Source organism: Acinetobacter sp. DMC2 (assembly GCF_056314305.1).
Genome location: NZ_JBQUYP010000007.1, coordinates 240,771 through 253,230 on the forward strand (window position 1 = coordinate 240,771; position 12,460 = coordinate 253,230).

A 12,460-nucleotide genomic window follows, 5' to 3' on the forward strand; every position below is an offset into this window, starting at 1 on the left:
TAAATTTAATTTCGTGATCAAAATGATGAATGGATATATCCATTCACAACCTGTTGAGCATAAGAAGTTTAAAGTTTTTGCAAATTATTTGGATAGTAATCAATAGGGAACAGGTTTTGTGAATGGAAATGGTTTTGGTCTTGCGTAGCTTTAGACGCTACTCATGCCGAAACAAAAGTAACGTAATTGACTGATATTATTTGCTATTACAGAGGAAAAGACTCTGTCATGCCTACACAAAATTAAAACATACCTTCTTCAGAGTTTGCAGAAATTTTGTGAATGGATAAATCTGCACCCCTAAACTCATCTTCTTGAGATAAACGAATGCCAATAGTTGCTTTAAGTAAACCATAAACAATAAAGCCGCCAGCGAGCGCAATAGCAATCGCAAGTACTGTACCAATGAGCTGTGAAGCAAAAGATACACCGCCTAAACCACCAAGCCATTTTTGACCAAATAAACCCACTGCAATACCACCAAATGCGCCGCATACGCCATGTAAAGGCCATACACCCAAGACATCATCAACCTTAAGCTTGTTTTGTGTGTAGGTAAATAGGTACACAAACATTGCACCAGCTGCACCACCAATAACAAGCGCACTGACTGGATGAACAATGTCAGAACCCGCACAGATTGCAACTAAGCCTGCAAGTGGGCCGTTGTGTAAGAAACCAGGGTCATTTTTCCCAATCGCATTTGCTGTAATGGTGCCGCCGACCATTGCCATGAGCGAGTTAATGGCAACCAGACCAGAAATTGCATCAACACGCTGCGCGCTCATCACGTTAAAACCAAACCAGCCAACAATTAAAATCCATGAACCGAGCGCTAAAAATGGAATAGAAGATGGTGGATGAGCACTTACACGACCATCCTTTTTATAACGACCAGAACGGGCACCCAATAAAATTACAGCAGCAAGTGCAATCCAACCACCCATCGCATGTACCACGACTGAACCGGCAAAATCATGAAAAGCTGCACCGAAGGTTATTTCTAACCACTTTTGCAAACCGTAGTTACCATTCCAGACCATACCTTCAAAAAATGGATAAACCAGCGCCACTAAAGCAAGTGTTGCAATTGCTTGTGAACGCATTTTTGCACGTTCAGCAATACCTCCCGAAATAATGGCGGGAATTGCCGCAGCAAACGTCAGTAAAAAGAAGCAACGCATTAAGTTGTAGCCATGATCACTTGCGAGGCTTGTACCATCATGGAAGAAATGCTGACCATAGGAAATGTAGTAGCCAACAAAGAAATATGCGATTGCAGAAAGAGCAAAGTCAGTCAGAATTTTACTCAGTGCGTTCACCTGATTTTTATGGCGAACCGTACCAAGTTCCAAGAATGCAAAACCTGCGTGCATGGCAAGAACCAAAACTGCACCAAGTAATAAGAAAAATAGATCTACATTTTGCATAGCATGCTCGAAAAAAGTGCTAAATTCCATTTTGGAACAAATCTGGGTCTGTAAATTGCACCAAAATAGATTTAAGGAATCTAAAAACCTAAGTTTGTCGAAACAAACTCAATTGCATAAAAGTGAATATGCAATAAGTGCACCAATTTGAATTAGAAAAGTGGTTTTTGGCGATAAATGGTGCGCCGATTTGGTCAGCATGGGACAGTAATAGCGCTTTTTACGTTACAAGTCATCTAATATGTTTATAAAATGACCTAAAAAAGTTCGTTATCGAATTCTTAAAAATTATCCCTAATCATTTAATAATCTGACCAAACCGATTGGGCAACTTCAATAAATGCCTTTACGGCTGGACTGATGTGTTTTTTGTTTTTTACTGCAAGACCAATAGAACGTTTAAGGTGCGGTTTAAAAGGGCGCTTAACTACATTTGGATAAAGTGAAAGTAACTCTTTGGTAATCACCATATCAGACACAATAGACACCCCTAATTGATTGTGAACCATGCTGACGATACTCAGAATTTGTGAAACATAAAATTTGATGTCTGGTTTCACATTAAAGTTTTTTAAAATTAATTCGACCTGATGTCGACTACCAGCCATCGTCATAATAAAAGGGCAGTTTTCTAGCTGTGCTGGATCAATGTAGAGCTGCTCTGCGAGTGGGTAACTATTTGGAATTAGGGCAACAAAACGGTCTTCAATTAAGGGGAATGTATCGAAGCGTTCATCGGGCATAATCAAAAAACCAACTTCTATGCGCCGTTCTAATAACCATTGAGCAACTTCTTTATCTTCACCTTCATCAATATAAATTTCGATTTTAGGGTAGCGTTGCCGAAAGGTTTCTAAGATTTCAGGCAATAAATAAATAGAGGATGAAGCCCCAAAAGATCCGATACGTAATGTGCCTTCATTTAAACCGTGGATTGCAGCCACTTCTTTTTCTAAGGTATCGGAAATACTCAATAACTCTTTTACATGCGTAAGAAGCTGCTGACCTGTCATAGTCAGCTCAATATTACTCTGGGATCTTGAAATTAGGTTAATGCCCCATTGTTGTTCTAATGATTTAAGCGCATGAGAAACGGCCGACTGTGAAATTCCCAGCTTTTCTGCTGTAGCAGTAAAGCTTTTTAGTTCAGCAATGAGTGCAAAAATTTCAAGCTGGGTAAATGTCATGTTGTATTTGTTATGAGTAAAAACTCATTTTATCATGAGTTTTCATTAACTTTAATATATGAGTAAGCCAAGGTCATTGCCGAAAAAAGCAAGCCTCAACAAAACTCGAGTAAAGAAATGAATAGCATTGTTTTATCTCTTTTTCCTTTAGTTGCATTAATTGCATCAGGATACCTGTTTAAAAAATATCGTTTTTTTAGCGATGAGTTTTGGGTTGGGGCAGAGAAGCTGAATTACTATATTTTATTTCCCGCTTTGCTTTTCAGTACGCTATCGACCGCGAAAATTGACTTACAAAGTTTGAGTACAGCCATTATTGCGATGTTGATTGTGGTTTTGGCAGTCACCGCCTTTTTATACATACTTCGAATGTTTTGGCACATACCACCTGCACGTTTTGGTGTGCATGTACAAAGTATGGTTCGCTTTAATACCTATATTGGTTTGGCTTTAGTGACTTCACTTTTTAAAAGTGAAGGAATGGCAATTCTGGCAATTTTATTGGCGCTTTGCATTCCACTTGTGAATATTATTTCAGTGCTCGCTCTAACCTCTAAAGAACACATGGCAATTAAACCTGTTTTGATTGCTCTTCTTAAAAACCCTTTAATTGCATCGTGTGTGGTCGGGGCAGCAGTCAATGCACTTCATATCCCAATTTGGGAAGGCTTTACTCAGTTTATTAAGCTTTTTTCAGTGTCGAGTTTGCCACTAGGTTTGTTATGTGTTGGCGCAGCTTTGCAGTTTATGCAAATTAAAAAAGATATTGTGGTGTTGGCAGCAGATACTTTTGCACGACTTTTAGCAGTGCCTGCCTTGGCTTACGCGGTTTGCATGTGGTTTGGTTTACCAAGCTTGCAAACACAAATTTTAGTTATTTTCTTTGCATTACCGACTGCTTCCGCTTCATACATTTTAACCAAAGTTTTGGGTGGCGATAGTCAGCTCATGGCAGCCGTAATTAGCTTTCAAACCTTATGCGCCGCCGTGACTTTACCATTAGTGATTTGGTGGATTTCTTAAGATATAAACTTTAGTTAAGTCGCATTCTATTTTCTGAAAATTAATAAGCTGATTCTGACTTAAGGAATCCTTTGCTACCTTCCTCATCTGATTATTGCTACACTTTTTTCTTTTTCAGGTGGATGAGTATGTCCTTTGATCTCAAAGTCAGCTTGCAGCAAAGGTCTGAACCGTCTGCACAGCAGAAAAAACTGAATCGCCTGATTGATAAAATAGAGCAGCAAAAAGTTAGCCTGAGTACATGGCAAAATGCACAAGCTGAGATTCAACAGCACATACGGCAAAAACTGATGCCTGTGTATGGCGATTTGCATGAGGTCTTATTTCAGCAGTTGGACCAACTCTGGAATATGTTGCATAGCCATGAGTTTTCCAAAGCGGATATGCAACAACTCGATGAAAAAATTGCCCAGCTTGCACAAATGTTGAAGCGCTCCAAAATGCTATCTGCTGAACAGTTAGAGTTAGTGAAGCAGATCGATACCTTTTATGAGCAACATGCGGGGGAGTCGGTAAAAAAGAATAAAAAAGCTCATCCAATCAAATCTGAATATGATGAAAGTGCTGAGCAAAGCTCAGAATTTGAAGAAGACTTTGAACAGTATGCTGCCGAGCAGCAACAAGCGCGAGAGCAAGCCAAACAGCAAAGACAGCAACAAAAACGTGAACAAGCTGAGCAAATGGCAGCACAGTCACTTAAAACAGTCTATTTAAAAATTGCCGCGATGATTCACCCAGACCGTGAGCAAGATGAAACCAAAAAAGAAGAAAAAACTGAGTTGTTCCAACAGGCAGGTCAGGCCTATGAAAAGCAGGATTTGTTTTATTTACTCAAACTCCAGTTACAACTTGAACAGAATAAAGGGCTAGGCGCTAAAGAACTATCTGCTGAGCAGTTACGGTTTTATAAACTGGCTTTAGATGCACAAAGTCAGCAGCTTGAAAGTCATATTGCTGAGATTTTGGATTCTTTTCAGTTAGCAAAGAATGTAAAAGCAGAACATATGCATATTAGTGATGTTTATAAAGCTGTAGATGCTGATTGTGCTGAGTTAAAGCAGCAGCTGAAATGGGAAAAGGAACGTTTAAAGCATATGAAAAAAGTGAGTGGGGTAGAAATGTTGTTGGGGCATGGGGTGCTTTAATTTATTAGGTTTAACTCACTTCAACCTTTCTCTGGAAATAGATGGAATATTCATTATTAAATTTATGAAGTTATAAAATCAGATGTTTTCCCCTCTTTGTAAGGGAGGGGAATTAACTGAGGGCTAACTTAAAATTTGATTTAATAGTTTTGGTAATTCTTCGAACTTTTCAAACCAAATAATATTGACACCAAGTTCAGAAAACATTAATTCTTGTAGATTATGATGTCTTTCAAGAAAAGCCGATTCTAATTTTGTTGAGTTTTTTACCTTTTTTGAAATTTCAGAAATATTAATTCGTTTTAGAAATGCAAAATGTTGAATATTTTCATTTCCAGTCTGGGCAATCTCAAGTAGTCGACGTAAATTAGGATCATCCATTGATAGCCCAATCATAATACAAGTATTTTCTTTTAAGGTTGATAACTGGATTAAATTTGACCAATGATATGGGTTAGAATACATACGATGGTATCCCTCTTCTGAAAAAATTAAGTCCATTTTTTCAAAAGAATTATCATTAGATAATTCTATATTCTGAGGTATAAATCCATGTACATGGTATATAGGTAATTCTTCATTACTATATTTGTCGTTATCTAAAAAAATAGATCTATATATTAAGTTGATACTATCTAAATGCTGTTCAAATAAATTATCAAAATTGTAAGTAATTACAGACTTAACTTTTGCGCCCGTTCTAGTTGGAATACATAATTTACCAATAATATTTATTAGTTCAGACTTCTTTATCTCTCTATTATAGAGGGTTTTTTGTAATTCTTTTATAAAGCTTTGCGAATCTTGATTTTGAGTAAAGAAACCAGTACGTAAATATCTTGCGGAAAGCAATGCTGAACTTAAATAGTTTTCTGAAAATGTTTTACTAATATGTTTAATAACTTCTATATATTCACTAGCAGGCATATTACTAAGTTCTGGAGTATCACTACTACTATTAATTAGGTAGGTAATAAATAAACTTGATATTAATTCATCCCAGCTAGGTAGATTAGCACTGCATGACACACCTGCACCGAGTAGCAGAGAAGTTTTTCCACTGTTTTTATATTGGGATTTTAATTCTTTTAATAAATTATCTCTTTTGATTTTCCAATTTTCATTTTTTGAAAATACAAGGTTTTGGAGTTTTACTGAAAAGAGTTTATCTACAATATCATTAATATCGTCTGTTAGGTCGGTAAGAATATTATTTAAAAAATTTTTACTATAGACTTTTAAATTTAATTCTGAGTTGGGGTATGAACTTAATATCTTTTTCTCTAATGACAAAGCATCATTATCATCTAATAAGGTAATGAAAATTATAGAATTAAATTGATCTTTATTTATTAGATTAAAAATTAATGATTGAGCTTTTTTTAGTTCAAATTCTTGATCTATTTTTTTTCTAATATTTTTATAGTCATTTACTAGTATCTTTTCTAAATCAGCGAAAATTTCTATACCACAAGGTGCTTTATGGTTTTTAAAATCGGTTTCTAGAATTAAATCAAATTCATATGATCCAGTATTTCTGCGCTTATATTTGATTTTATTCTTATCAAAATATTTATCTAAAATTGTTTCAATCAAAATGGAAGTATCAACTTTACTTATTGATCCATTTTTCTTAAAAATTTCGCTAATTAAATTATCAATATTCATATTGCAAAAAGAAGCCCCTAAAGGCTTCATTTTTACATAATAAATATTAAGTTATCAATACATTAAAGCGCAGCAATTTGCTCCATATTCGCTTTAACTTTTTCTAACTGAGCAGCAAACTCAGCAAGCTTCGCTTTTTCACCTTCAACAACTGCTGCTGGTGCTTTAGATACAAAGCCTTCATTTGCAAGTTTGCCCGCGATTTGGTCATGTTGTTTTTGGATTTTATCCAAGTCTTTTTGCAAACGAGCAAGCTCAGCTTTAGGGTCGATTAAACCTTTCATTGGTACAAATACCGATGCATGGCTTACCACGCTAGAGCAAGACAAAGGTGGCTCTTGGTCTTTATTTAAGAACTCAATGCTTTCAACTTTAGCCAAGGCTTTGAACAATGCTTCAATACGAATAATTTGTTCACGTTCAGCGTCAGATGTATTTTGAAGTAATACTGGCAACAAACGCGCATTACCTAAGCCTAACTCACCACGAATGTTACGTACCGCACCAATCAAACCTTGAAGCCATTGCATATCTGCTTCAGCTTGTTCATTGATTTTTGCTTGCTCAGGAATAGGGTATTGAGCAGTCATAATCGTTGGGCCGCCTTGACCAAGCATTGGTGCAAGAGTCTGCCAGATTTCTTCTGTCAAATACGGCATAAGCGGATGAGCCAAACGTAAAGAAGCTTCCATTACTGCAAGCAATACACGGCGTACTTCAGCTTTACGCTCTTCTGAAACTTCTGCATCGTTTAGAACTGGTTTAGTTAACTCAACGTACCAGTCACAGTATTCATTCCAGATAAAGTCGTAAATCGCTTGTGCAGCAAGGTCTAAACGATACGTTGCAAACGCTTGATGTACAGCAGCTTCTGCTTTTTGCAGACGGCTCATAATCCATTGTTCTGGCAGTTCCCATAGATCAGGACGTGCTTCTTGCCCAACAGTTTGACCTTCAACATTCATCAGAACGAAACGAGTTGCGTTCCAGATTTTGTTACAGAAATTACGGTAGCCTTCAACACGTTTTAAGTCGAACTTGATGTCACGACCAGTGTTTGCAAGCGCACAGAACGTGAAACGAACTGCGTCAGTACCATAAGCATTGATGCCTTCAGGGAACTCTTTACGCGTTGATTTTTCAATCTTCGCCGCATCTTTCGGGTTCATTAAGCCAGTTGTACGTTTTGCAACTAAGCTTTCTAAATCAATACCGTCAATCAAGTCTAATGGATCAAGTACGTTACCTTTAGACTTCGACATTTTTTGACCTTCACCATCACGTACCAAGCCGTGAACGTAAACAGTCTTAAATGGAACTTGAGATGAACCATCTTCATTTTTCATGAAGTGTAGGGTCATCATGATCATGCGTGCAACCCAGAAGAAAATGATGTCAAAACCAGTCACCAATACATCTGTTGGGTGGAAGGTTTTTAAGAAATCATTTGCTGCATCTTTTTGTGCATCGCCAGTCCAACCTAAAGTTGAGAAAGTCCAAAGTGCAGATGAGAACCATGTATCAAGAACGTCTTCGTCTTGTTTAAGTTCAACGTCAGCAGCGAGGTTGTTTTTCGCGCGGACTTCTTCTTCATTACGGCCAACATAGATGTTGCCATTCGCATCGTACCAAGCTGGAATACGGTGACCCCACCAAAGCTGACGTGAAATACACCAGTCTTGAATGTCACGCATCCACGCCATGTACATGTTACTGTACTGCTCTGGAACAAACTTAATGCGACCATCTTGAACTGCTTCAATTGCAGGCTCAGCAAGCGGAGCAATTTTTACATACCATTGGTCAGTCAGTAATGGCTCAATGATTACGCCTGAACGGTCGCCACGTGGAGCTTTCAAATCATACGGTTGGATTTGATCTAACCAGCCTTCAGCTTCAGCTTGAGCAACTAATTTTTTACGTGCATCAAAACGCTCTAAACCAGCATATTCCGCAGGTGCAGTAATAGTTTTAGAAATCTGTTCGCCAGCTTTTGCAATATATTCAAACTCACCTAAAACTTCGGCGTTTTTGTTGAAGATATTAATGATTGGCAAGCTATTGCGTTTACCTAAGTCATAGTCATTGAAGTCATGAGCAGGTGTGATTTTTACACAGCCAGTACCGAAGTCTTTTTCAACGTAGTCGTCAGCAACGATTGGAATTAAGCGACCAGTAATTGGTAATACAATGTTTTTACCAACAAGGTGTGCATAACGTTCATCTTCAGGATGAACAGCAACCGCAGTATCACCCAGTAATGTTTCAGGACGAGTTGTTGCAACGACTAAATAGTCTTTGCCGTCTTGAGTTTTAACTGATTTGTCTTCAAAGAAATATTTAAAGTGCCAAAGTGAGCCTTTTTCTTCTTTGCTTTCTACTTCAAGGTCAGAAAGAGCAGTTTGAAGTTTAGGGTCCCAGTTTACAAGGCGCTTACCACGGTAAATTAGACCGTCTTCGTGCAAACGAACGAATACTTCTTTAACTGCGTTTGATAAACCTTCGTCCATCGTGAAGCGTTCACGTGACCAGTCTACAGATGAACCTAAGCGACGAATTTGTTTCGTAATTGTGCCGCCAGATTGTTCTTTCCATTCCCAAACTTTTTCGATGAACTTATCACGGCCTAAGTCGTGACGAGTCACACCTTGTAAGCCAAGTTGACGCTCAACAACCATTTGCGTTGCAATACCAGCATGGTCAGTACCCGGTTGCCACAAAGTGTTTTTACCCATCATACGGTTATAACGGGTGAGGGCATCCATAATGGCATTGTTAAAGCCATGGCCCATGTGCAAACTACCTGTGACGTTTGGTGGTGGAATCATGATACAGAATGATTCACCGTGACCAGAAGGTTTGAAGTAACCTTGTTCTTCCCACGTTTGGTACCACTTCTTTTCGATCTCGGTTGGATCGTATGTGGTCGCAATATTTTGAGCGGTTTGAGCGTCAGTCATAGTAGCTTAGATCGAATATGCATAAAAAATTGCACCTATTGTAGCAAAAAAATGCCTCGAAATTAATGTGCTGAAAACAGATAAACGGTTTTGTATTTTTTTCAAAAAACGGTAGATTTATGAAAGATGGATCACAATTTAATCGTGTAGACACACGGCACAAAAATTACAAAAGAATTGAAGAAGGATGCTACTTATGAGTTATGAAGTTTTTTTGAAAATTTCCGATTCAACTTATACCCAATTTGAGACTATTCGGCAGAAACTGCATGATGGGGTAAGTCAAAGTCAGGCAAAACCCTTAGGCGATGTACTCTCTGATCTTTCTTGTGAAATTATTGAGCAGGTTTTTTCTGTGCTTTTACAGTCAGGAAATGCAACCATGTCTCCAAAACAACAAGCTGAGTCTGAAAAAGTGGTTCAGCAAGTTTTAGAGACTTTTCGAAAATATATGCCTTGGTCAGTTTCATTTTTTGGAAATGAGCGTCTTTTACCTTTAGTTGATTACATGACATCTCTAATGAAAGAACAGGGCCAACAAGTTTATATTACCTACCCAGTTACCCTACAACTCGTACAACAAGCTCAAAACCTTACGCAGCAAATTCGTGACGGTAATATGCAAAGTATTACAGCGGCTTTTGAAACCTTAATACAAATTGTAGATTTAGGCGTAACAAGCCTAGTACGTGAGCCTAAAAAGCGTTTAAAATTTAATTTAGTTGTCGATAAAACTCTTAACGGAGTGATCAACATGACGACGCATTTGGGCTATAAACGTTTGGAAAAGTTAGGTACACAGGTCGATCAGACCACAGCAACTCATTATATCAACCACTTTCTGGCCTTCATGCATCAAGCAGCATAATTTAAAAAGATAACAGGAACATAAAGCATGGCCAAACTTGATACTTTGCAAAATAATGTGGTATGGATTACGGGAGCATCTTCTGGTCTGGGTAAGGCCTTAGCAGGCGAGTTGGCTTTGCAAGGGGCCGAAGTAATTTTGACCTCGCGTCGTTTTGAAGAATTAGAAGAAGTTCGTGTTGGTTTGTTAAACGCTGACCGTCATTTGTCAGTGGTTGCTGATATTACTGATGAAAAGCAAGTAAACGAAGCTTATAAGCAGATTTTAAAAGCGAAAGGCCGTATTGATTGGCTTATCAATAATGCTGGCTTAAGCCAACGTGCTTTAATTAAAGACACGACAATGGCAACCGAACGGGCCATTATGGAAGTCGACTATTTCTCTCAAGTGGCATTAACCAAAACTGTGCTGCCGACCATGCTAGAACAAAAGTCTGGCCGAGTTGTATTTGTGTCGAGTGTAGCAGGTTTATTAGGGACTCAGTACCGTGCAAGCTACTCTGCTGCTAAAGCGGCAATTCACATGTGGGCAAATAGTTTACGTGCTGAAGTCTCTGATCAAGGTGTTGAGGTGTCAGTTATTTTCCCTGGTTTTGTAAAAACTAACGTTTCGTTCAATGCGCTAAATGGTGCTGGGCAACCTCAAGGTCATCAAGATGAGGCTATCGAGAATGGTTTAGAGGCAGATGTATTTGCAGAGCAATCTGTAAAAGCATTAATGCAGGGGCAAGAATATATTATTGTTGGTGGAGCGAAAGAAAAACTAGGTGTGATGGTTTCTCGCATGTCACCAAAACTTCTTTATAAAATGATTCGGAAAACAAAAGTAAAATAAAAAAGTGATTTCGCCGTGCTAAATTGATGGAAAAACCCGCAGAAGGTTCACCATGGATCAAGATTATCACCGTATTTTAGATGTCATTACGCGTTTTCAATTGGTCTTTGATCAGAAAAATTGGGACGCTTTTGATGAGTTATTGGCAGATCAACTTGAGGTGGACTATTTCCAGTTTAGGGGAGAGCCTTTATGTGTCGTGTCTTGTCATGAATATAAAGGTTCTCGGCAACAAGCTTTATCGCATTTACGGCTACAGCACAATTTGAGTAATCCTCTGATTCGTATTGAACAAGATCAAGCATGGTTAGAATGTAATTATCAAATTTATCGTTTTTCGGAAAATGATTATTTTCATTCGTTTGGTCGTTATTATTTTACTTTGGCAAAACAACAAGAGAGTTGGAAAATTACCGGAATTTGCCAACACTTAACTAAAAATATTGGCAATCCGCGTATTCATTTTTCTGCTATGGGGCAGTGCTAGTCTTTTACTGCTGTACCATAAGCACATACTTCAACCATGCCACCTTGCATACCAAGTTCTGTTGTACTCAGCCGAACTCCCATAATATGGTTAGCTCCTGCGGTATGTGCTTGTTGTTTTAAGCGAACAATGGCTTCACGGCGAGCACGCTCAACTACACTTTCATAACTGGTCAGTCTTCCGCCCAAAACATTCTTAATGGATGCCAATACATATTTAAAGTAGTCATGAGAAATCACGACATTACTACTAATCAAATGACCTAGCTGATCACTCGTTGCAAAACGATTGGTATCAATTCTGATATGGGCAAATTGCTGTTCTTTTTCTTGAAGTTCTTTCAAATGTTTTCGCTCAATATGGCGGCCAAAACCCCAACCAATACTGAAAAGAATCAGAAAAATAATAAGCTGAAAAATAAGATTGTCCATTTTCTACCTATGCACTAAATGGATCTGGTAGATGGGGTGCTTGAGGTTGAACAACCACAGCCGTACCATATACGAATAATTCAGAAGCGCCTTGGGCAATATTTGAAGTTGAAAAACGAATACCAACAATTGCATTCGCACCAAGTTGCTGAGCTTTGGCAATCATGCGATCCATGGCTTCTTGGCGGGATTCTTCTAATAATTCGGTATAACCTGTAAGTTCACCACCTACAATATTTTTTAAACTTGCCATCAAATCACGGCCAACATGCTTACTACGGACGGTACTTCCATAAACAACATCAAGTTGCTTTACAATCTGGTGGCCCGGAACACTTTCTAAATTACTCAGTAACATTGTTTTTTTATCAATCTAAATTCTTAAAGTCTCAAGATAAAAAATATTCACATCAGATGCAATAAAAAA

11 protein-coding genes and 1 pseudogene are annotated in these 12,460 nt (G+C 38.1%); 6 read left to right on the forward strand and 6 right to left on the reverse strand.

Annotation, left to right across the window (positions count from 1 at the left end; genetic code table 11):
- Positions 1-22: 22 nt before the first annotated feature.
- Positions 23-103, forward strand: a pseudogene (locus tag ACT53H_RS16395) (hypothetical protein); the annotation flags it as partial.
- Positions 104-242: 139 nt separating this feature from the next.
- Here the strand turns inward: ACT53H_RS16395 and ACT53H_RS16400 are convergent.
- Together ACT53H_RS16400 and ACT53H_RS16405 are read right to left on the reverse strand one after the other, a co-directional pair.
- Complete coding sequence (locus ACT53H_RS16400; RefSeq protein WP_476009678.1) at positions 243-1,430, reverse strand: ammonium transporter; 1,188 nt, start codon at positions 1,428-1,430, stop codon at positions 243-245.
- A gap of 302 nt (positions 1,431-1,732) precedes the next feature.
- Positions 1,733-2,617, reverse strand: coding sequence for a LysR family transcriptional regulator (locus ACT53H_RS16405; RefSeq protein WP_476009679.1), 885 nt, complete (start codon positions 2,615-2,617; stop codon positions 1,733-1,735).
- A 117-nt stretch (positions 2,618-2,734) separates the two neighbouring features.
- On the opposite strand from ACT53H_RS16405, the gene ACT53H_RS16410 reads away from it, so the two are divergent.
- Both ACT53H_RS16410 and ACT53H_RS16415 read left to right on the forward strand, forming a co-directional pair.
- A complete protein-coding gene (locus tag ACT53H_RS16410; protein WP_476009680.1) occupies positions 2,735-3,640 on the forward strand; it encodes an AEC family transporter in 906 nt (301 codons plus the stop codon).
- Positions 3,641-3,768: 128 nt separating this feature from the next.
- A complete protein-coding gene (locus tag ACT53H_RS16415; protein WP_476009681.1) occupies positions 3,769-4,785 on the forward strand; it encodes a molecular chaperone DnaJ in 1,017 nt (338 codons plus the stop codon).
- Positions 4,786-4,908: 123 nt separating this feature from the next.
- On the opposite strand, the gene ACT53H_RS16420 is transcribed toward ACT53H_RS16415, so the two are convergent.
- Positions 4,909-6,453 (reverse strand): SIR2 family protein, encoded by a 1,545-nt coding sequence (locus ACT53H_RS16420; RefSeq protein WP_476009682.1) that lies wholly within the window; start codon positions 6,451-6,453, stop codon positions 4,909-4,911.
- Between the two features lie 62 nt (positions 6,454-6,515).
- Positions 6,516-9,413: a valine--tRNA ligase gene (locus ACT53H_RS16425; RefSeq protein WP_476009683.1), complete on the reverse strand. Its 2,898-nt coding sequence runs from the start codon at positions 9,411-9,413 to the stop codon at positions 6,516-6,518.
- A gap of 196 nt (positions 9,414-9,609) precedes the next feature.
- On the opposite strand from ACT53H_RS16425, the gene ACT53H_RS16430 reads away from it, so the two are divergent.
- From ACT53H_RS16430 to ACT53H_RS16440, 3 genes are read left to right on the forward strand one after another with little or no spacing between them, the layout of a single operon-like run.
- The gene (locus tag ACT53H_RS16430; protein WP_440202903.1) at positions 9,610-10,281 is read left to right on the forward strand and encodes a hypothetical protein; all 672 of its coding nucleotides are present in this window, start codon (positions 9,610-9,612) and stop codon (positions 10,279-10,281) included.
- A 27-nt stretch (positions 10,282-10,308) separates the two neighbouring features.
- Positions 10,309-11,115, forward strand: coding sequence for an SDR family NAD(P)-dependent oxidoreductase (locus ACT53H_RS16435; RefSeq protein WP_476009684.1), 807 nt, complete (start codon positions 10,309-10,311; stop codon positions 11,113-11,115).
- Positions 11,116-11,167: 52 nt separating this feature from the next.
- Complete coding sequence (locus ACT53H_RS16440) at positions 11,168-11,602, forward strand: nuclear transport factor 2 family protein (RefSeq protein WP_004789364.1); 435 nt, start codon at positions 11,168-11,170, stop codon at positions 11,600-11,602.
- Here ACT53H_RS16440 and ACT53H_RS16445 read toward each other — a convergent pair.
- Complete coding sequence (locus ACT53H_RS16445; RefSeq protein WP_476009685.1) at positions 11,599-12,033, reverse strand: YbjQ family protein; 435 nt, start codon at positions 12,031-12,033, stop codon at positions 11,599-11,601. The genes ACT53H_RS16440 and ACT53H_RS16445 overlap by 4 nt on opposite strands.
- Positions 12,034-12,040: 7 nt before the next feature.
- The gene (locus tag ACT53H_RS16450; RefSeq protein ID WP_004789368.1) at positions 12,041-12,391 is read right to left on the reverse strand and encodes a YbjQ family protein; all 351 of its coding nucleotides are present in this window, start codon (positions 12,389-12,391) and stop codon (positions 12,041-12,043) included.
- Positions 12,392-12,460 lie beyond the last annotated feature (69 nt).

Excerpts from the sequence above, each read along its gene's own strand:
- ACT53H_RS16400 (WP_476009678.1), bottom strand. The coding sequence starts at position 1,430 with ATGCAAAATGTAGATCTATTTTTCTTATTACTTGGTGCAGTTTTGGTT.
- ACT53H_RS16405 (WP_476009679.1), bottom strand. The coding sequence starts at position 2,617 with ATGACATTTACCCAGCTTGAAATTTTTGCACTCATTGCTGAACTAAAA.
- ACT53H_RS16410 (WP_476009680.1), top strand. The coding sequence starts at position 2,735 with ATGAATAGCATTGTTTTATCTCTTTTTCCTTTAGTTGCATTAATTGCA.
- ACT53H_RS16415 (WP_476009681.1), top strand. The coding sequence starts at position 3,769 with ATGTCCTTTGATCTCAAAGTCAGCTTGCAGCAAAGGTCTGAACCGTCT.
- ACT53H_RS16420 (WP_476009682.1), bottom strand. The coding sequence starts at position 6,453 with ATGAATATTGATAATTTAATTAGCGAAATTTTTAAGAAAAATGGATCA.
- ACT53H_RS16425 (WP_476009683.1), bottom strand. The coding sequence starts at position 9,413 with ATGACTGACGCTCAAACCGCTCAAAATATTGCGACCACATACGATCCA.
- ACT53H_RS16430 (WP_440202903.1), top strand. The coding sequence starts at position 9,610 with ATGAGTTATGAAGTTTTTTTGAAAATTTCCGATTCAACTTATACCCAA.
- ACT53H_RS16435 (WP_476009684.1), top strand. The coding sequence starts at position 10,309 with ATGGCCAAACTTGATACTTTGCAAAATAATGTGGTATGGATTACGGGA.
- ACT53H_RS16440 (WP_004789364.1), top strand. The coding sequence starts at position 11,168 with ATGGATCAAGATTATCACCGTATTTTAGATGTCATTACGCGTTTTCAA.
- ACT53H_RS16445 (WP_476009685.1), bottom strand. The coding sequence starts at position 12,033 with ATGGACAATCTTATTTTTCAGCTTATTATTTTTCTGATTCTTTTCAGT.
- ACT53H_RS16450 (WP_004789368.1), bottom strand. The coding sequence starts at position 12,391 with ATGTTACTGAGTAATTTAGAAAGTGTTCCGGGCCACCAGATTGTAAAG.